The 19732-nt window shown below is 64.2% G+C and carries 17 protein-coding genes; 7 read left to right on the top strand and 10 right to left on the bottom strand.

The features are described from left to right. Position 1 precedes the first annotated feature (1 nt). Positions 2 to 898: a sugar ABC transporter permease gene (locus EOA49_RS04420; protein ID WP_095777216.1), complete on the bottom strand. Its 897-nt coding sequence runs from the start codon at positions 896 to 898 to the stop codon at positions 2 to 4. Positions 899 to 1004: 106 nt separating this feature from the next. Beyond that, positions 1005 to 2318, bottom strand: a complete 1314-nt coding sequence (locus EOA49_RS04415; RefSeq protein ID WP_127240849.1) for a sugar ABC transporter substrate-binding protein — start codon at positions 2316 to 2318, stop codon at positions 1005 to 1007. Positions 2319 to 2474: 156 nt separating this feature from the next. Here EOA49_RS04415 and EOA49_RS04410 point away from each other — a divergent pair, with 156 nt between their 5' ends. Both EOA49_RS04410 and EOA49_RS04405 read left to right on the top strand, forming a co-directional pair. Beyond that, on the top strand, positions 2475 to 3254 hold the full coding sequence (locus EOA49_RS04410) for an IclR family transcriptional regulator (RefSeq protein ID WP_127240850.1): 780 nt from the start codon (positions 2475 to 2477) through the stop codon (positions 3252 to 3254). A 126-nt stretch (positions 3255 to 3380) separates the two neighbouring features. Beyond that, the gene (locus EOA49_RS04405; RefSeq protein WP_127240851.1) at positions 3381 to 4217 is read left to right on the top strand and encodes an amidohydrolase; all 837 of its coding nucleotides are present in this window, start codon (positions 3381 to 3383) and stop codon (positions 4215 to 4217) included. Positions 4218 to 4242: 25 nt separating this feature from the next. On the opposite strand, the gene EOA49_RS04400 is transcribed toward EOA49_RS04405, so the two are convergent. The 3 genes from EOA49_RS04400 to EOA49_RS04390 are packed head-to-tail and all read right to left on the bottom strand — an operon-like array spanning position 4243 to position 7087. Continuing rightward, positions 4243 to 5364, bottom strand: a complete 1122-nt coding sequence (locus EOA49_RS04400) for an extracellular solute-binding protein (protein WP_127240855.1) — start codon at positions 5362 to 5364, stop codon at positions 4243 to 4245. A 14-nt stretch (positions 5365 to 5378) separates the two neighbouring features. After that, complete coding sequence (locus tag EOA49_RS04395; RefSeq protein ID WP_095800396.1) at positions 5379 to 6536, bottom strand: CaiB/BaiF CoA-transferase family protein; 1158 nt, start codon at positions 6534 to 6536, stop codon at positions 5379 to 5381. Next, the gene (locus EOA49_RS04390) at positions 6533 to 7087 is read right to left on the bottom strand and encodes a MaoC family dehydratase (RefSeq protein WP_127215205.1); all 555 of its coding nucleotides are present in this window, start codon (positions 7085 to 7087) and stop codon (positions 6533 to 6535) included. The genes EOA49_RS04395 and EOA49_RS04390 overlap by 4 nt, the downstream gene beginning before the upstream one ends. A 750-nt stretch (positions 7088 to 7837) precedes the next feature. Here EOA49_RS04390 and EOA49_RS04385 point away from each other — a divergent pair. Further along, complete coding sequence (locus EOA49_RS04385; protein ID WP_245460525.1) at positions 7838 to 8161, top strand: hypothetical protein; 324 nt, start codon at positions 7838 to 7840, stop codon at positions 8159 to 8161. A 41-nt stretch (positions 8162 to 8202) separates the two neighbouring features. Here the strand turns inward: EOA49_RS04385 and EOA49_RS04380 are convergent, their stop codons facing one another. From EOA49_RS04380 to EOA49_RS04370, 3 genes are all read right to left on the bottom strand, one after another. After that, positions 8203 to 9720: a hypothetical protein gene (locus tag EOA49_RS04380; RefSeq protein ID WP_127240852.1), complete on the bottom strand. Its 1518-nt coding sequence runs from the start codon at positions 9718 to 9720 to the stop codon at positions 8203 to 8205. 66 nt (positions 9721 to 9786) lie between these two features. Then, the gene (locus EOA49_RS04375; protein WP_067326246.1) at positions 9787 to 10893 is read right to left on the bottom strand and encodes a cellulase family glycosylhydrolase; all 1107 of its coding nucleotides are present in this window, start codon (positions 10891 to 10893) and stop codon (positions 9787 to 9789) included. A gap of 20 nt (positions 10894 to 10913) precedes the next feature. Next, positions 10914 to 13064 carry a GumC family protein gene (locus EOA49_RS04370; RefSeq protein ID WP_127240853.1) on the bottom strand — a complete coding sequence of 717 codons (2151 nt, stop codon included), beginning with the start codon at positions 13062 to 13064 and terminating at the stop codon, positions 10914 to 10916. A gap of 238 nt (positions 13065 to 13302) precedes the next feature. Here EOA49_RS04370 and EOA49_RS04365 point away from each other — a divergent pair, with 238 nt between their 5' ends. Together EOA49_RS04365 and EOA49_RS04360 are read left to right on the top strand one after the other, a co-directional pair. Next, on the top strand, positions 13303 to 14715 hold the full coding sequence (locus tag EOA49_RS04365; protein ID WP_127215208.1) for a lipopolysaccharide biosynthesis protein: 1413 nt from the start codon (positions 13303 to 13305) through the stop codon (positions 14713 to 14715). Next, positions 14712 to 15806, top strand: a complete 1095-nt coding sequence (locus tag EOA49_RS04360; RefSeq protein ID WP_067326255.1) for a glycosyltransferase family 4 protein — start codon at positions 14712 to 14714, stop codon at positions 15804 to 15806. The genes EOA49_RS04365 and EOA49_RS04360 overlap by 4 nt, the downstream gene beginning before the upstream one ends. Here EOA49_RS04360 and EOA49_RS04355 read toward each other — a convergent pair. Next, entirely contained in the window at positions 15792 to 17267 is a 1476-nt protein-coding gene (locus EOA49_RS04355) for a hypothetical protein (protein WP_067326258.1), read from the bottom strand. The genes EOA49_RS04360 and EOA49_RS04355 overlap by 15 nt on opposite strands. 280 nt (positions 17268 to 17547) lie before the next feature. On the opposite strand from EOA49_RS04355, the gene EOA49_RS04350 reads away from it, so the two are divergent. Then, positions 17548 to 18705 carry a GNAT family N-acetyltransferase gene (locus EOA49_RS04350; protein ID WP_067326263.1) on the top strand — a complete coding sequence of 386 codons (1158 nt, stop codon included), beginning with the start codon at positions 17548 to 17550 and terminating at the stop codon, positions 18703 to 18705. 99 nt (positions 18706 to 18804) lie between these two features. Here EOA49_RS04350 and EOA49_RS04345 read toward each other — a convergent pair whose 3' ends face one another. Next, complete coding sequence (locus EOA49_RS04345) at positions 18805 to 19554, bottom strand: hypothetical protein (protein ID WP_245460524.1); 750 nt, start codon at positions 19552 to 19554, stop codon at positions 18805 to 18807. On the opposite strand from EOA49_RS04345, the gene EOA49_RS33325 reads away from it, so the two are divergent. Then, the coding region (locus EOA49_RS33325) for a hypothetical protein (RefSeq protein WP_245460523.1) at positions 19504 to 19732 on the top strand (229 nt) is incomplete at its 3' end. The two genes, EOA49_RS04345 and EOA49_RS33325, sit on opposite strands and share 51 nt — an antisense overlap.

The following is a 19732-nucleotide window of genomic DNA, read 5'->3' as shown; positions in this document are numbered from 1 at the left end:
CTCACCACTCCGCGCCGATCTGGGTCCGTGCCGCGGCGAGCTTCTTAAAGAAATAGACGGTGAAGACGATCGACAGCAGGATCGAAAAATAGGCCATCGCATTGGCCACGCCCATGCGCGCGTCACTGTAGGCGGTGCGCGCGACCAGCGTCCACAACAGTTCCGTGCGGCCGGCTGGGCCGCCATCGGTCATGATCTTGACGATGTCGTAGGCGCGCGCAACGTCGAGCGAGCGGATGGTCATGGCGATATAGGCGAAGGGCATGATGAAGGGCCAGGTCACATAGCGGAAGGTTTGCCACGGCGTGCAGCCGTCGACGCGCGCCGCTTCGACCGGCTCCTTCGGCATGGCGAGCAGGCCGGCGAGGATCAGGATCGCGAAGATCGAGGTCGACGACCAGATCTCCGCGACTGAAATGGCGATGAAGGCGAGATGGCCTTCGATCAGCCAGGGAATGGCGTCCCGCGTGATGCCTAGCGACTGCAGCGCGTTGTTCACCAAGCCGATATTGTCGTTGAACATGAACTTGAACTGGAAGCCGACCAGGATCGGCGAAAACATCATCGGGAACATCATGATGGTACGCAGCAACCGCTGGCCGCGGCTAGCCTTCTCGACCAGCAGCGCGAGGCCGAGACCGAGCAGCATTTCGAGATTGAGCGCGATGGTGAGCAGGAGCACGGTGCGGCCGAAGGCCCACCAGAAATTCGCGTCGGACAGAATGTTGCGATAGTTGCGCAGGCCGATGAAGGTGAAGAAGGTTTCCGGCCGTGTCAGCCTGAACGGCGTGAAGCTTGAATAGAATGACAGGCAGAGCGGCACGACCACCACGGCCGCCAGAACGAGCACGGCCGGCAGCAGAAGAAGCGTTGGCGCGGAAAGCCGCTTGGCCGTCATGCAAAGTCCCAAAATTGTTTGCACGGCCGGCGATCCAATCGCAGGGCGGCCGCCTCGGTCAAAGCGGCGCCGGTCGCGAAGACCGGCGCCGCTGGGAGGATAGTCCTTAGAGCTTGCCGGCGTCCTCGAGGATCTGCGTCGCCTTGTCGGCAGCGTCGTCGAGCGCCTGCTTGGAGGTCTTGTCGCCGAGGATGGCGGCCTGAAGTTCGGGATAGACCGCGTTGGAGATCTCGATCCATTCCGGCGTCTGCGGCACCGGGAAGGCGTTCTTGGCGGCTTCCTGGAATGCCTGCAGCACTTCGGTTTTGTAAGGATCGGACTTGGCCTGCTCGAGGTCCCATTCCCACACCTTGGTGCGGGTGGGCAGCGGGCCGGCCGCGGCTTCCAGCTTCTGACTGTCCTCGTTGGTCAGCCACCAGACGAGCGAGGCGGAGGCCTCCTTGTTGGCGCAGTTTTCGGTCACCGAGAAGCCATGCGCGCCGGACCAGCCCGAGCGCTTGCCGGACGAGCCTTTCGGCTGCACCTTGACGCCGACATTGCCGGCGACCTTGGACGACTTCGGGTCGTTGAAGAAGCCAGCCCAGCCCGGCCAGTCGAGGTTGAGCGCCACCGTGCCGGACGCGAACCCCTGGCCGAGATCATCCCACAAATAGTTGGTCGTGCCGGCGGGCACAGCCTTGGCCTTGTAGAGCTTCACGAACCAGTCGAGCGCCTTGACGCCGGCCTCGGAGTTGAAGGCAGGCTTGCCGTCCTTGTCGAGATATTCGCCGCCGTCGGCGATCAGCATCTCGTAGAAGCGGCCGTTGATCGCCTCTTCCTTGCCGGCATATTGCGTGCCGTAGAAGTCGGGCGGGTTGGCGAAGAATTCCGCCTGCTGGGCCATCTCGTCGAAGGTGTCCGGCGGGGCGAGCTCCTCGCCGTATTTCTCCTTGTAGGCCTTCTTCTTGGCTTCGTCCTGGTAGAGGCTCTTCTGGTAGTAGAGCGCCGAGACGTCGAACTGCGCGCGCGGCAGCATCACCAGCTTGCCGTCGAGCGTGCCGGCGGCGATGTTGGCCGGGACGAAAGCGTCGATCTCCTCCTTCGGCAGCAGCTTGGCGAGGTCGGTGTAGATGCCCGGATATTGCGGCGCGAACGAGGTGTGGTTGGAGCCGACGCACCAAGTGATCGAGTTGGAGGCGATGTCCGACTTGATCTCCTTGTCGAGATCGAAGTGGTTCTTCTTGGATACGACGTTGACCTTGGCGCCGGTCGCTTTCTCCCACTCGCCGATGCGCGCGTAGAGTTTTTCGTATTGCTGGCCGCCGATCAGCTTGGCGTCGATCGTGACGCCGGTGAACTTGCCCGGCAGGTCGGCAGCAAAGACCGCACCCGATGCCATGAGCAATGCGCCGGCGGCGACGCCGGAAAGCAGTCTGTTCATGAATATCCTCCCTGGAACGGCTGTAGGCCGTCGTGGCTGAAGCTCCATGCTTCATTCATATGCAAACAAACTATTCATAAGTCGTCAAGCCGAAACTTCTTCCCTATGAAGGCTGTCTTGCGTATATGAAGATCAGAATTCACCAGAGGGCATCGGGTGCAGGACGACGAGGAAGACCGCTATCGCGCGCCGGCACTGGACAAAGGGCTGGACATTCTGGAACTGCTCGCCAGCGTCGATGGCGGCCTGACCCAGGCCGAGATAGCCAAGCGGCTCGACCGCAGCCCGAACGAATTTTACCGGATGCTCGACCGTCTGGTGAAACGCGGCTACGTCACCCGGTCAGACGGCGACCGCTATTCGCTGACGCTGAAGCTCTTCGGGCTTGGCCAGCTGCATGCACCGGTGCGCAGGCTGGTCTCCTACGCCACCTCGATCATGCGCGAGCTGGCCGAGACCTCCTGGCAGGCAAACCAGCTCGTCGTGTTCGACCGCGGCAGCGCCGTGGTCATTGCCCAGCAGGAAGCGCCGCGATACTGGGGCATCTCGATCCGCGTCGGCTCGCATATCAGCCTGTTCGACACCGGCTCGGGACATGTGCTGCTGGCCTTCCGCTCGCCGGAAGAGCGCGAGATGATGATCGCCGAGCACTTGCGCAGCAACGAGGAGATGAAGTTGTCGCCCGACTACTTCGCCCGCCTCGACCAGGTGCGCGATCGTGGCTACGAGATGATGGCTTCGTTGCAGACGGCCGGCGTCTACAATCTATCGGCGCCGGTGCTCGGTTCCGACGGGCACGGCATCGCCGCGCTCACCATACCCTATATCACTCTGGTCAACGCGCCGGCAGCGCCCGATATCACCAGGACCATCACGCTGCTCCAGGCAGCAGCGGCCCGCCTGTCGCAACTCGCCGGGTCGGATGTCAGGTCATAGGAATAATTCTTATTTGAATGATGAATTCTCACGTGAAATGATCGAGACGATGTTTGAAGCATGTCGTTTGCGCAAAAGCCGCTGCGCAATTCGGGCCACGTGGATAGCGCGACAAGGGAGGAAGCCATGATCGTCGATACGCACCTGCATCTCATCGACAGGGCGGCACTACGCTATCCATGGCTCTCCGGCGTGCCGGCCCTCAACCGCGATTTTTCCCACGACGAATACGCCACCGAGGCGCGCCGCGCGGGCATAGAATTGGCGCTCCATATGGAAGTCGACGTCCACCCGGCCGATATCGCGGCCGAGACAGCCCTTGTCGAAGGACTGTCGAAGAAGCCGGGCAGCCTGGTGCGGGGCGCGATCGTGTCGTGCCGGCCGGAAGAACCTGGCTTCGCCGCCTGGCTGGACAAGGTGAAGGCCGATCCATTTGTCAAAGGATTCCGCCGCGTGCTGCATGTCGTGCCCGACGACGTCTCCGAGGGCGCCCTGTTCCGCGAGAACGTCAGGCGCATCGCCGGCAGCGGGCTGACCTTCGATCTTTGCGTCCTGCCGCGACAGATGAGCCAAGCGATCGCGCTGGTCGACCTGGCGCCTGACGTGCAATTCGTCCTCGATCATTGCGGCGTGCCCGACATCCAGGGCAAGGCCGAGCATCCCTGGCGCGAGCAGATCGCCGAGATCGCCCGGCGCCCCAATGTCGTCGGCAAGATCTCCGGCGTCGTCGCCTATGCCGATCCGGCGAGCTGGACCGTCGAGACCCTGCGGCCTTATGTCGAGCACACGATCGGCGGCTTCGGCTGGGATCGCGTCGTGTGGGGCAGCGACTGGCCGGTCTGCACGCTCGGTGGCGGGCTGCTCGGCTGGGTGGCGGCGACGCACGCGCTCCTTGCCGGGGCGAGCGAAACCGAGCGCGCGAAACTGCTCTCCGGCAACGCGAAGAAGCTCTGGCGGCTGTGAGCCGCAAGGCCGATGCCCGACTGTATTAGCGGGGCGCCGCGAAGCTCTGCCGGAACAGGCGATTGATGTCGGCGACGACGCGGGGGGCGTCCTGCCGGCCGGCAAGACCCTCGTTGAGGCGATCGGACGCCGCCTGCTGAAACGCCATGTAGCCGTCGTGGCGCGGGCGCACCCAGGCGCCTTCCAGCGTCGCCCGCGTGCCGCGGTAGAAGTCGCCCGTCGCGACATTCACGGCTTCGGCCTCCCAGGCGGCGGCATGGCCGGGCTGGCCGCCGGCGGCGGCATAGGGGCCGCGCTGCACGTCGCCGCTGGCGATCCAGTAGGCGAAGTCGATCGCTTCCTCGCCGGCAGCGGAAAAGGCGGAGACGGCGATGCCGGTGCCGCCGAGCGCGGAGCCGACCGGGCCGTTGCCGCCCACAGTCGGCATGTCGCAAAAGAAGAGCCGGTTCGGCCGGAAGCCTGCAGTGGCATAGGGCACGTAGCCATAGATCAGCGGCGCGCAGGCGATGCGCGAGCCGGCCTCGGCCATCTTTTCGAACACCGCAATCGGATCCATCGTCAGGCACTCGGGATCGAGGAGTGCCGCGATCTCACGCAGCATTTCGAAGACGGTCTCGCCGGTATCGGGATCGATCAGATCGCTCGGGCTTTCGACTGCACATGGCCGGCCGAGATCGGCGGCAAGCGTGAAGAAGCACATCAGCGAGTGCGGCGGCCTGAGCGGCAAGAGCACGCGGCCCCGCTGGGCAAGCTCCAGCACTTCGGTCCAGATCTTCGGCGCGGCGTCTATCAAATCCGGTCGCCAGGCCTGCACCTGCGTCGCGGCGTCGATCGGAAAGGCCCATTGCCGGTCCTGCCAGGTGTAGCTCGGATAGGACCGGCCGACGCTTGCCTTCGCCAGCGCTTCGCGCTCCGCCTCGCGGCCAGGCACGTCGAGCGGGGCCAGGCACTTCTCGGCGGTGATCTGGCCGACATGCGGATGATCGATGACGATCAGGTCGTAGGCGCGGGCGAGTTCTTCGACAGAGAAGGACTCGAAGTCCTGCAGCGAGCGCTTCTCCCACTCGATGGAGACGCCGGTCTTTTCCCGCCAAAGCCGGGAGCAGGCGACCATCGGATCATAGCCGCGCGGATGGTTCCAGGTCATGCCCTTGAGTGTCGTCACAGGCCGAACTCCTTGCGGATTTTTGCGCTGTGCTCGCCGACGCGCGGCGCCGCCTGCTCGACTTTGGCGCGCATGCCGTCGATCCTGAGCGGTGACCGGGTGGTGTCGATCGAAACACCGTCCTCGCGCGTCACGGTCTGCAGCAGGTCGAGCGCCTTGAAGCCGTCGCTTTCCAGCACCTCTTTCCAGTTCAGCACCTTCGCGCACCAGATGTCGGCGGGCTCGAGGATCGCCAGCCATTCGTCGACCGACTTCTGCGCGATGCGCTGCGCGATGATCGCCTTGATCTCGTCGCGCGCCGTGAACCAGGTCGCCGGCTTGTCGCGATAGGGCGCCAGCCCCTCGATCTCGAGCAGGTCGGCGAGCTTCGGGATCGGCGTCATGGCGATCGCCAGGAAGCCGTCCTTGGCCGGATAGACTCCGTAGGGCGCCGCCAGATAGGCGTGGGCGCTATGGAACGACGAACGGCGCGGCAGCCGCCGGCCGTCATTGAGATGCGTCGTCAGCACCTCGAACTGGAGGTCGATCAGCGCCTCGAAGAGGCTGGTCTCGATATGGCCGCCCGCGCCGGTGATGCCGCGCCGGACCAGTGCTGCAAGGATGCCTTGCGCGCAGGCCGCGCCGGCCAGCATGTCGGCGATTGCCAGGCCGAACGGCACCGGACCCTGATCTTCGTCGCCGTTCAGCCACATGACGCCGGAGCGCGCCTGGGCAAGCAGGTCCTGACCCGGACGCTTTACCCACGGGCCTTCCTCGCCATAGCCGCTGATCGAGGCGTAGACCAGGCGCGGATTGAGCGTCCGCACATGCTCGTAATCGAGGCCGAGCCGCTCGATGACGCCGGGCCGGAAGTTCTGGATCAGCACGTCGGCCTTGGCGAGCAGCCCGCGCAGCGCTTTAAGGTCGTCCTCGTTCTTCAGATCGACCGCAAAGCTTTCCTTGGCACGGTTGATGGCGTGGAAGATGGTGGAATCACCACCGATCTCGGTGTCGCTGAGATAGAGCCGGCGCGACAAGTCGCCACCATCGGGCCGCTCGATCTTGATGACGCGGGCACCGAGGTCGAGGAGCCTCAGCGAGCAGTAAGGTCCCGACAGGAACTGGCTCATGTCGACGACGACAAGGCCGGACAGCGGCAGGTCGGCGGCCATCATTGCTTCTCCGTCTTGCCGGCGAAGTCGGCCGGGTCCTTGTATTTCACCGTCTGCAGATGCTCGCAGTAGAGCACCAGCTCGCCTTCGCCCTTGAACACTTCATAGCTGGCGCGGATCAGCCCCATTTCCTTGTAGCGGGGCTTCTTTTCCATGTTGGTGCGGATCGAATAGATGGTGTCGCCGATGAAGACCGGCTTTATGAAGCGGAGCTTGTCATAGCCGTAGGAAAAGGCATTGACGCAGTTGGTGGCGACTAGACCGAGCCCGGCCGAGAAAACGAACGCGCCCGCCACGAGGCGCTTGCCGAAGATACCTTCGCGCTCGGCGAACATCTGGTCCTGCACATAAGGGTGGATGTCGAGCACCAGGGTGTTGAAGAGATGACTGTCGCCTTCGGCCATAGTGCGCCGGAGCGAGCGGATTTTCTGGCCGATTGGCCAATCTTCATAGAACCAGTTTTCGGCATTCCATACCGGCAGCAAGGCGTGATCGGGCGGCATGTCGGCAGGGCAGGTCGAAGCGACGCCGACGGTGGGCGGGAAGCTGGTCATTGCGCTGTTCGTCCGCTCCGGGAGAATGGCCGCACCGCTCCGGCAAGCCGGAGTCGTACGCGATCGATCCTCCAAATCTTCTTTTGTGAATACTATATTCACATATGAGATTTGCGCACAAGCCGGTCCGGTGAAATTTCGCCTGCACGATCGAACTCGGAGTTGCCTTGGATGCAGCAGGCACAGCGCCAGGCGCGGCTACTTCCGGCAGTTGCCAGCGGACTTCCGGGTCACGGCGAACGCCGCTGTGCCGGCCGGGATGGCGAGGCGCTTCTGCCAGGAAGGACCGCCACCGGCCCGAATCATACAAAACCAATGATTGTTTTAGTCAATTCTACAATTGTAACCCGCCTAAGGGTAATGCGACGATAAATTGTAGGCGGAGGAGCACTGCACGATCCCGTCAAATCCGGCCAATAAAATTAGCTTCGATAGCGGTGTAATTCGTTAGTAATCGATCGTCAGGATAACCCGGACCTCGACATATTTGGTGCCTTTTTCTTGAGTCGATTATGGCGGTTCTCGGCGCATTCCCTCCCGGTATCGGTTGCCGGCCCTTCGACGAGAGGGATTGGGGAGGCGTGGCGGATTGCCTGCACCGGGGGTTTCCGGAGCGCAGCAGGAGCTATTGGATAGAAGCGCTGACCCGCCTGGCGCAGCGGCCAGCGGTCGTCGATTTTCCGCGATATGGGTTCGTCCTGGAGAAGTCGGGCCGGATCGTCGGCGCAGTGCTTACGCTAGCACGCCGCGTTGGGCTGTCTTTCGCTGATCTGCGTCTGCGACGGTCTGGCGTTGCCGCTTGTGCTGAAGCCGCGCCGGATATTGCATGGGCACGTGTCGTGCTGCCAGGTCGTCTACTGCCGATCCCACGCGGATCTGGTCAGGTGCGCCGGGGTCGTGGGCCGCTTTCTCCTGCGGCGCGGACAGCTGCTTTGCCTCGTCGATGCGATGGGCCCGGTTCCCGGTCTGTCCGGCAGGTATTTTCCGAACAAGGGGATCAAGTATTTCAAGGGTCCGAAATCGCCTTCTCCGGGAGACCTGACGTTCACCGAAATGGTGCTGTTCGGTTCCTGAACGAAATCGTGAAGCCGGTCTGGAGCCCAGCCGATCCGAAGTCAGTCCGCCGCTTCGGCTCTTGCCGCCATGCGCCAGCGTGTTCCCAGCGAGACGCCCACGAGCAGCAGACAGAAGGCGAGGGCAAGAGGGGAGTAGAAAGCCTCCTCCTGTAATACGGCATTGGCCGAAATGGTGACGATGCCGACAAAGCCGAACAGGAAATCCGGGTCGCCGGTCTGGATAAGCTGCCGTCGCAATGCCACGGCCAGCGCCGCCAGGAAGCCGAAGAAGACGAGGCTCCCCACGCCCATCTGGTAAAGCATGACACCGACCGCGCTCTCGACCGGCACGGAGGCGGCGCCTTCGGCCTGGGCGGTTTGCCAGTTGAGATTGATGCTGGTGCTCGACAGGTTGCCGCCGAGACCCAAGCCCTGGCCGAGCGGATCGGCCAGGAAATCGCGCATGCCGGCAATCAGACCGAGGACGTGATAGTCGCCATGGGTGGCGCCATAGCCGATCGCCGCCGTCGTCCAGACCACGGCCAGGGCCATCGCGGCCATGAGCGCCAGACCGGCGCGGGAGGGACTGTAGATCAGCCGCACGGCAATTGCGACGAAAAGCATGAAGGTCGCGCCCTTGGAGCCGATGACGAGCAGCAGCGGCAGAGCCGCGAGAGGCAGCACCCATCGTCCTTTGAAGAGCAGCCAGGCCGAAATGATGCTTAAGGCGTAAGCATAGCTGATCGGATGGAAGTTCGGGCCGCCGATGCGGAAGACGCTTGGCAGGATGTCGTTGAACAGGGGCGTGTTGAAGAAGGTCGTGGTCATCACGTCTTCGATCCCACGGTAAACGAAACCGGTTTCCTGAAGCGCTTTTTCCCACACGCCGGTCTCGACCTGCCGCGAGATGCTGCGCTCGACATATTGGTCGCCGTGGAACAGTCCGAGGAAATCCATGGTGAAGGTCAGTTCCGCATAGCCATAGACGATCGCGCCGGCGCCGAGCCACAGCATGCTCTTGCGCAGATCGACGGGATAAAGGCTGGCGGCGAGGACCGCGACGTGGAAGCAGGCGAGCGGCGTGATCGTGTTGCGGAAATAGACGACCGCGTCCTTGGGGTCGCCATGCACGACGCCGAGAGCGAAATAGAAACAAATCGTTCCGCACAGGACCATGCTCAGCAGCAGCCACGGGCGCAACTCGGTCAGCGCGCGGACGCGGTACTGAAATGAGGCGGCCAGGAAAATGCCGAACGCTGTCATCAGGATGATGAAGTTGGTGCCGCGCAGCGCGTCGAACGTGTCGTTGTCGGGAATGTAGGGGGTGAACCAGGCGACCACGAGGTTCTGAAAGAGAAAGGCGCAGATGATCAGCACCGAAACGCCCGCCGGCATCGCGTTCGAAACGATCAGCGTCAGCACGAATGTTGCGGCAATCCCGAACGGCGTCCACACGGCAAATGCGGAGACGGCGAGCGCAACGACAAGCAAGGCCGTGCCGACATGCAGCAAGGTTTCGGGCGTATCCCTGCCCGGCAAACCCAGTCTGACGGGCGAAGAGACCTGCATCGTGCTCATCGCTGATCCGCTCCGCTCGTCACTTGTCCCAGCAAGCGTAGATGGCGCCTGTCGTCCATTTCCGGCCTAACCTCCAAGGAGCGCGGCAATCATCGAGCCGTCGAAGCCCTCGACGCTCTGCCTGCTCCTGATGAAGCCGAAGCCCTGATCGAGCTCCCAATAGGTCCATGCCACATGGTTCGCTTCAGCCGCCTTGCGCACGGCGCGCACCCAGGAGGCGCGGCTTTCGGCATCCACGCAGAAGTTGAGCACACCGAATTCGTTCAGCATGACCGGGCAGCCGTTGGTGGTGGACCAGCGCGCCAGATCGGCAAAATCGGAGCCGATCCGCGCGGCCGTCCAAGGCGCCGACAATTCCTCTTCAACGAGGTTGGCGGCTTCTTCGTCGCCGGCCGACCGCAGTTTGGAGATAAGCCGGCTCACCTGGGCCATTCCCTTGCTTGCGGGAAAGGGCAGGTCCGCGATGCGGGCGAGCGGCGAGGCATCCCAGGTCTCGCACTGGTGGGTGAAGGCCAAGGGGGCGTAATAGTGAACGGCGGCAATCTGGTTGTCGTCGGCGAGCGGCGGCGCGTCGGCGATTTCCCAGATGCCCTGAAACCGTGCCGGTCCCCAGACCAGCGTGTGGCGCGGACATTTCGCCCGCAGCGCCGCGGCGATCCGTTCCCGCAGCGCCAGCCAGGCGCTCCGTTCCATCGGTGGCTCGTTCAGCAGCTCGGGATAGACCCACTCCGCAGGCAGATCGGCAACGACGGCACGCAACGCCGTCCAGGCCTGAAGCACTCTTCCTGCAGCCGCCTCGGGATCGTTTCGAAAAACTCCTACAAGCTCGCCAGAAGGATGCATGTCGAGGAGGACCGAAAAGCCCAGCCCGACAAGATCCCTGATCCCGTTCTGGATGCGGCGAAGCGTTGCCGGGTCGCCGCTGGAGACGAGATCGCCGTTGACCGGCAGCCGGATCGTTTCGAAGCCTGATTGGCGCAGCTTCTCAAGCGTGGCCGTGGCGGGAGCAAGCCCATCGTTTCGGTCGAGCCATCCGGGAAGGTTGAAGCCGCGCGACGGAACTTGGCCGGCCGTCGCGAGCGCAGCGGATTGCGGCAGAGGGGAGGCGGCGAAAACGGCTCCGGCGGCAAAGGCCAGCGCCTGTCGCCTCGACACCTTGGGCGGCGATGTCATCGATGCACCGCCTCCACGGTCTAGCCCCGAACGGTGGCGCTGCGGCGCTGCTCGCCGGCCGCTCGCGGACTGTCGATCGCCGTGGCTGGCCGCGCGCTTTCCGCCGCGACGACAAGAGTGGCACTGCGGCCGATCTGGCCGGCACCGAATTTTTGCGCGAGCAGCCTGGCGGCTTCCGAAGGCTGCTCGGAGGGGCTGAGCGCCAGAAGCGCAAGATCGGCTTTGGCGAAGAGCTCCGGATTCCAGCCGTTCTCATTGAGCGAGGGCGCGATCACGACGACGAAATCGAACGCGCTCCCGGCTTCGGCCAGAATGCCACGGAACGAGTTGCGATCGGCAACGCCAGGACTTTTTTCCGCCACTGAGCTGCACACGACAGTCTGCAGACCGGTCGCGCCATCGATGAACAAACCGGCTCCGTCTGTCGTCGCGCTGGACAGACGATCGCCAATTTCCACCATCAGCACGTTCTGATCGGCTCGTTGCATTCCGATGCCCAGCATCGCGCCCGCAATCCTTGCCTCGAAACTGCTGTGGATCGAAGACACGAGGATGACGAACGGTTTGCCGTGGTCGTTCAGGTGCAAGACCATCTGCCGCATGATCTTCAGGACGGCGAGCGACAGCGTTTCGTTTCCGGTCTGGAAGAGCTGTTTCCTGATCGCCTTGATGTTTGAATGGGCGGTCCCACCGGCGACGCCGGGCAGACGGTACTCGCCGAAATTGGCTGGCATCGGCAATGGCCGGGGGCTGACCGGCGCGCTGTCCTTACGGTCCACGACCGGCTCCGGCACGGCCGCCTTCGGCGCCTGCGGGTCCTCTTGCGGCTGCGGGACCGGACCAAGCGCCAGAGCGAGGCCGCATCCGGCGAGGAGCCCCAGAACGGCGCTCACCAAGAGAAGCAGGACCGGCTTCGGCCATGTCGGCTGGACAGGCGGCGAAGCCACGCCGATCTTGCGCGCTTCGGATGTCTGCACGCCCTGCATCTGCGACGTTTCCTGTGCACGCTTGAGATAGTCGTCGAGCACGGCACGCGCCGCCTGGGCTTTCGATTCCAGCTGCCGCAGCTGTACCTGCGCGATGTTCGAGTTCGTCGACTGTTGGCGCAGGGCTTCGAGCTTGTCCTGCAGCTTGCCGACATTCTGCACGGCGAGATCATAGCTGGCCTTCAACTGCTGCCTTATGCGATCCGCCTCGGCGGACATCAGCCGCTTCAAACGCTCCAGCTCGGACTGCAGCCGCCCGATGGTCGGGTGGCGCGGCCCGTACATGGTTTGCAGGCTGGCAAGCTCGGTGGCGCGCTGGTTGTAGTCGTCGCGCAATTTGATGGCCGAGGTGGAGGTAAGAATATCCGCAAGCTTGGCGAGCCCGGCCGGCGAACTGCCCGCAGCCAGCGCCTGATTGTAGCGGTCCTTGGCCTGGTCGGCGTCGCCCTGGGCGGCGATCAGCTGCGTCGTCAGCTGATCGAGCTGCGACTGCAGCGTGCCGCCGTCCGTCGAATTGACGATATTGTGTTTCGTCTTGAAGTCTTCGACCGCCCGCTCGGCGTCGCTGACGTCCTGCTGCAGGCCGGAGATCCTGTCCGTGAGCAGCGTATTCACGTCGCTGTTGGCGCTCTCGCGTTCTCCCACCAGGCCTGCCCGGTACTGATCGACGATGGCATTGGCGATGCGCGCGGCCTTCTCCGGCGACGACGACGTGAAGCTGACATTGATGACGTAGGTCAGCCCTTCGCGCTCGACAGAAACCTTGCTCTGGAAGCGCTTGAAGGCGGCGTCCTGCGGCGCGCTTGCGCCGGCTCCGAACAGACGTGAAGCAAGGCCGCCGCCGGCGAATTCCGGATCGCTGTCGAGCTTCTGGCTTTTGAAGACGGCGCCGAGCAGGTCTGGCGACTGGATGACGAAGACTTGGCTGGCGATAGCGGCGCTGTCGGAGCCGATCCCCGGAAGCACGTTGTTGAAATTGGTCGCGCGCGTGTCGCGGGGGTCGATCAGTATCGAGGCCGTTGCGGTATAGCTTGGTTTGGTCACCGCAAGATAGGAGAGCGCCAGCAGCACTGCCGCGCCGGCGATGGCAAGCACTATCACGCGTCGCGCCCAAAGGATGGCCCACACTGCACCTATGTCGAACAACGGCGTAAGAGTGCGCTCGTCGATACTGGCTGGCTTCATCGATTTTCCTCGTCGAGAGCCGCGACTTCACGACCTCACTCGTCTCCACAGTATTAAGGATTATCGTTAGCCATCCGTTAAGCTTGGCGGCGTGACGATGCGCTCGGCGCTGGCGATGCCGGTAACCATGCGAAGCGTTCGCGCTGGCGCGGTTGCGGCATTTTGCTTATGCAGGATCGGGTTTTGAGCGTCGTCGTAGGTGCGGGCAGCCCATCGCCGATCGTCTCAGGAGGCGAGGTTGAAGGACAATAAAGGGAACCGCGAGGCCGCCCCCGGGGCAGGGGCCAGCCCGGCGACCGACATGCGCATGTCGGTCACGGCGCTTGCCAAGAGCGGCGCCGTGGCCGGCATCATCAAACTTGCCAGCGCGGGCCTGTCCTTCCTGATGTTCGTGGCCGTGGCGATGGTGACGAACGAACGCGAGTTCGGCCTTTACAGCGCTACCTATGCCGGCGCGAGCCTGGTTTCCTTCTTCGCTTCGGTGGGCCAGCAGAGCACCGTGCTCAGGTTCTGGCCTCAATATGCCGGGCTGGGCGATCTCGGCTCGGCTCACGGGCTGATGGCGCGCGCCATTCTCGTGGCGCTGGCCGGGCTTGTCGGTACCAGCCTGCTCATCATCGTGGTGGGATTCCTGCCCTTCGTCGGCAGGGGAACGCCGGAATGGCTGCCGCTATGCGTGGCGGCGGCGGTGCTGTCGTTCTCGCTCGGTTGGTCGGAGTTTACCTCGGGCGCCTTCCGGGCCAAGAACGCGCTGATATCGGGCCTGCTGCCGCGGGACATCATTTGGCGCGCGGCGACAATCGCCGCCGTTGCGGCGCTGCACTTCATGCAAGTGAAGATCGATGCGATCGCGGCGACATATCTGACGGCGCTGCTGCTCATCCTCTCGGTCGTCCCGCAAACAATTGTGCTGTTGCGCGACACGGCGCGGGCAGATCGCGGTGGTCTCACGGAAGGGCAAAAGCAGGAATTCAAGACGGTGACGCTTGGCCTGTGGGGCGTCACCTCGCTGCCGCCCGCGCTCGGCCAGGTCAGCACCCTGCTCGTGGCGATGATCCTGGGGCCAGAGGCGGCAGGCGCGATCTTCGTGGCGGACCGGACCACGCGCTTCGTGACCCTTGCCCTCAACGGCATCAACCAGGCGCTGGCGCCGCAGATATCGGCGGCCTTCTACAGCGGCGACAGGGCTCACGTTCAGCGCATCACCAGCCTCGCCGCGCTTGGCGGCTCGGCCATTGCGCTGTGCGTGCTGGCGTCCTTCTGGATATTCGGCGACTTCATCCTGTCCATCTTCAATCCGGCCTATGCGACGCCGACCATGAGGGCGACGCTCGTCATCTTCGGCATCGGGGCGACGTTCGGCACCGCTTGCGGCCCGATCGAAGTCCTGTTGCAGTTGACGGGTCTGCAGCATGCGCTCTTCAAGGTGCTGGTCATCGTCAACGTTGTCGGACTTTGCGTGACGGCCGTGGCAACTTACTACCTCGGGTCCATAGGAGCGGCCCTCAGCATTGCCGGAACCGTCATCGCATGGACGGCTTTCGGGGTATTGATCGCCCGGCGCAGAATCGGCATCAACCCGTCGATCCTCGGCTTGTCCCTGGACAGGATCGGGCTGGTGCCTCATGCCCTCCTGAAAGGGCGCACGTGAAGATCGTCCAAGTGCAGACTCAGGCGGAGGCTGCGGGGGCGCAGCGGATCTCCGACATGGTGGGCGAGGGATTGCGGGCGCGGGGGCACGAGGTGCGCACCGTCTTCATGTACCGCAAGACCGAAGCCTATGACCGCGATCCCAATGTGGATTTCGTCCTGACGGACAGACCGCGCGGATTGCCCGGGCAGATCCGGGCGACCGTCGGCTTGGCGCGATATCTGCGCGCGGCAGGCCCCGACGCAGTCATCACTTACCAACACTATGGCAATATCTTCGGCACGATCGGCGCCCGGCTGGCCGGCGTCAGGCACATCGTCGCAAACCAAAGCGGCGCCCCGCAAAGCATGGGCGTCATGGGGCTGCTCTCCCAAATCGACAAGCTGATGGGTACGGTCGGCCTTTACCAGGCGAATGTCGTCAATTCCGGCTGGACTCAAGCGCAGTTCGATCGCTATCCGCGCTCCTATCGGCGGCGCATGCGTCGCATCGATCACGGCGTACCCGCGCCGGGCGAGGAATTCGACAAGGCAGCGGCGCGCGCCGCCTTCGGCCTGCCGCAGGACGTTTGGCTGGCCGTATCATCGGGCCGACTGACGCGGATGAAGAACCAGATCGCGCTTGTCGGCGCGCTCGATCGACTGCCCGACGTCCATGTCGCGCTGGCAGGCGCGGGGCCGGAGCGCGAAGCGCTCGTCGCCTTTGCCGAAAGCCGCGGCGTTGCCGACCGCCTGCATCTCGTGGGCGAGGTTCCGCCGACGCGCATCTTCGAATTCCTCGCGGCCGGGGATGCCTATGCGTTTGCCTCGATGACGGAGACCTTCGGCCTCGCCTGCGTCGAAGCAGCCATTTCCGGGCTGCCGGTTGTGGCCAGCAACCTCGACGTCTTGCGCGAGGTGCTGACCGCGGAGGACGGCTCTCCCGCCGCACTCTTCGTCGAGGCCGACGCTGCCGGCATGGCCAGGGGCCTTGGCGATCTGTTTGCGCGGCCGGAAGCCAAGGCCAGGCTTTCAGAGGCGGGACGGCGGCTGCGGGATAAGTATTCGCCGGCCAGGATGTGCGCGGGCTACGAGGCGCTACTGCTTGCCTGACCGCTTGCGCACGGCGGCGATCCCGTCGATCACTTCCAGGCGCCCGGCCCGATTGAGTGTGTGGATTTTCGGATAAGGAAAGTCGCCAGCCGCATCGATCGGCCGCGGCGGCGACAGCCGCACCGTCTGCTGGTTGAGCTCCAGCAGCTTCGACAGGCCCAGCCCGCCGCCATAGCCCAGCGTTCCGTCCTGGACCGGAAGAAGCACGCGGCCGTCGCGGTTGCGCACGAAGGCTCCGCCGGGGCGGGCCATGCGGTGGTCGATCAGGATCGGGTTCGCCGGATGCGGCCGCCACGGACCGGCAAGCGCGGGGGCGGAGAAAATCACCAGCGTGTCGGAAGTGCTTCCATGGCCGTCACGATCCGTGGCGAACAGCCAGAGCATGCCTTCATGCTCGAACAAGGTGGCATCGGAAATCTCGCCTTCGACCAGCACGGTCTCGGCAAGCCAGCTGTCCGGGAAGCCCGACGCGCGGTAGAGTGTGAGCTTGCCGCCGGCGCTCGCCTCCGGCAGCATCCAGATCGCGCCGTCGCGCTCGAATACCTGCGGGTAGGAGAGGTGGTGAGCCTCCTCCAGCACGACCCGAGGCTCGCCAGGAACGCCATCCGCGTCGAACGGGACAACGGAAATGACCGCCTTTCCGGTCGCGTGCGGATAGTCCTCGACGAACACAAAGGGCTGACCCTGCCACCAGAAGGGGAACGGGTCGGCATAGAAATGATCGCCCGGGTCCGGCAGCACCGACCAGCCGGTGCCGAGCTTGCCGGTATCGGCGACGCCCAAGGCATCGGTAAAGCGATAGCCGACACGCCAATGCGCGTGGCGGAAGCGCGCGCGCCGAAGCGCTTCCCGGCCGAGCCGCGGCAGCGCCGCGCCGAGATAGGCGGATGTGAACCCGCCTCGCTCGCCACGACCATGGATTTCAGCCACGGCCTCTCGTGGCAGCCGGTCCGCCGCGAACGCGCGGGTGACCGACTGAACCAGAGTAATGGCGCGGGCGAACACGTCCTCGGTGCCGAGTGCGGTGGATTCCCGCTTGTCGACCATGGGCCGCGCCTGGCCGACTACCGTCTTCCTGTCGAGCACGGCCTCGATCACCGGGAGCCTGCCGGCCGCGACGGCGATTGCAGCCGACAGATCGGCGCTGGATCCGTCGAAGCGAAGGCCGATGGTGGGGACATTCGACAAGGCCGCATCGCCGGCAAGATCGAGCCTCAGCGCGGCGGGGCGCCCGCCGGGCCGTGCCGGGATTGCTTGCAGCGCGGAGCCGAGAAGGGGTCCGCGCCGGCGGAAAAGACGTTGCTCGAACTGGAAGGCGGCTTTTGCCGCTGCCGGCCAGGTCGCCGGCCCGGGCTGATGCGCCACCGCGACATCGTGGCCGTCCGCCTCCAGCCGCTCTATGGCGAGCCGCTGCCAATGGCGGGGCGCCGATTGCGGAACGATGACCTCGATCGCCAGCATGTCTTGGGCGGCTATGTCCTGCTCGGATTTCCAACAATGAGGAACGAGAGACTGGCCGAAAATACTTACATCGGCGTTACACGCAAAACCGGATTTCTACTTTTTCGGCATGATTTTCGACTTGCGATCCCGAAGCGGTTGTGGTCGTCCGCCCGGCCTGCCATGCAACGCAAGATTAGCGGTTTCGGCATATACCAAGATTCCAACAATCGCGGCGACCGGTCTTGACCTGGAACGTAAGAAGTCGTGGATAGCCGCTGTCCCTGCCGGTTCGGATCACATGTTTGAAGTCACTGCCGAGGATGCGTTCGATTTCCGTTCGACGGAGTACGCCGAGCTCTTCGCCAGCTCGGCGGCAACCGCTTTTCAGCATCCGATTTGGCTCGCGCAACTTTATGAGAGGCTCGTGCGGCGAGGCGCCGCCACGCCACTGATCATCGTCGTCCGCGTGCGTGCGAGCGGAAGGCTCGCGATGGTCCTGCCGCTGGTGAGGCGCCGCTACACGCTGCTGAAGGTCGTGGAATTCGCGGATATGCGGGTTTCGGACTATGTCTCGCCCGTCGCCGACGAGGAGACCTTCTCCCGCATTCTTGCCGACGCCCGCACCGTCGCCGCCATCCGCAAGCATCTGCGGCCATACGATCTCCTGCGCATCGGCAAGCTGGCGGACCGCTCCCTGGCGATGGAGCGCCTGCTTGGCGTCGACAAGCGCGACAGCATGGGCATGAGCGCCTATTCCAGCAAGCTGGAGCCGACATTCGCCGGCTGGCGCGAGCAGCGGCTGGACCAGTCCTATCGCAAGGAGCTGGACAAGAAATCCCGGCAGCTCAACCGCATCGGGGAGGCGCGCTTCGAATGCGTTGACGGCCCGGCCGCGGTCCGCACGACATTCGATGCCCTCAAGCTCTATCGCGGCAAACGCTTCGACGGCAGCAACGGTCCGGCCGACCTTTTGCAGCTGCCTTCCTATTTCGATTTCTACCTGGCCGTGGCCAATGAAGGGTGCGGCGGCTTCGCCCGCACCTATGCATTCTGGATGAACGGCCAGCCGATCGCCGGCGCGCTCGGGCTCGAGCACCGCGGCTCGCTCCTGGTCATCCTCGGCGGTTTCGACGAGGCCGGCTACCGGAAGCAGTCGATCGGCAGCCTGATGTTCGAGCAGATCGCCCGCGATTGCATCGAGCGCGGCGATCAACACCTCGATTTCACCATCGGCGACGAGCCCTACAAGCGCGTCTTCGGTGGCCGGCCTTCACCGATGTGGCAAATCTACCGCGCAGGCAGTCCGCTCGGCTATGCGGCGCATCTGACGGTGCAGAAATTGCCGGCGGCCAAGGCGCTGGCGCGGCATATCCTTGAGGCCGCGCATGTCAAGAAGGCCAAGCCTTCGGCTGTCATCGTGCCGCCGGCTGCCGATGAAGCCGCCGAGTCGTCCTAGTTGAAGCGGGTCGGATCGGACGCCTTACGCTAGCTTCAGGCGGTCGCGCACGGTTATGCCGAAGCGTCCTTTGAACGAAATGCGCCGGCTGACCCGCAATCAGGTCACGGCTTCCACTTGCGGCCGCTTGAGACCGCGCAGCCGCGCGGCAAAGCTCGGGCTGAACTTGTCGATCTCGTGCAGGATGCGGCGACGGCTGAAATGAACCTGCCGGCGCGCGCGCCAGCGCAGGTCCGTGTCGATGGTCAGGCTGCGGCGGAAATTTGCCAACTCGAGCCCCCGTTCATCCATCGCCTGCTTCATGGGATCATCATAAAAGGCGGCGATCTTCGCCGCCGCCATGCCGGGCGAGGCCATCCACTGCGGCACGTGCACCATGCACAGGCGCTCCACATCGGTGAGGAGGCGGCTGACACCTGTTCCGGCGGCCGGACAGGATGTCTGATAGGCGTCTCCGATCAGGACGACGCCGTCGCGCTTGCAATTTTCGGCTACGGTGATGTCGGTGAGCCAGCTCGAGACGCGGTCGATGACCTCGAAATCGCCAAAGGTCTTGAGGAGTCCCGGAAGCGTTTCAATGAGCGTTTCGCGCGGGCGGTCGCGCAGCGCCTTGACCCACGGGTCGGTATGCTCCCGGAAAACAAAGAGGTTGGCGCGGGTAACGCCGCCGGCCGGGAAGAAGTTGAGGTAATCGATGCCGTCCGAAACGCGTTCGCCGTAATAGGTCAGCGCCGGATGCTTGAACGCGCTTGCTCCCGCCGGCCGGACATTGAAACCGAAAGTCAGCGATTGGCGCTGGTGGACGAACCGGCGCTCGATGCCGACGTCGCGCCGCAGGATGTCGCCCATGCCGGTGGCAAGCACAAGCAGGCGAGCCGTCACATCCGGCTGCCCGATGATCGATACACGCTGCCGCTCCGGCCCGGCTTCCACCGCGCTCACCCTGCCGGCGACGAAGCGAACGGTCTTGGGCAGTTCGGCCCGCATCGCCGCGACGAGGTTGTCGTAAACAATGCCGTAATGGCGG

The sequence above is a fragment of the Mesorhizobium sp. M1A.F.Ca.IN.020.04.1.1 genome (assembly GCF_003997315.1).
Lineage (GTDB): Bacteria > Pseudomonadota > Alphaproteobacteria > Rhizobiales > Rhizobiaceae > Mesorhizobium.
This window is presented reverse-complemented; position numbering and strand designations above follow the sequence as displayed.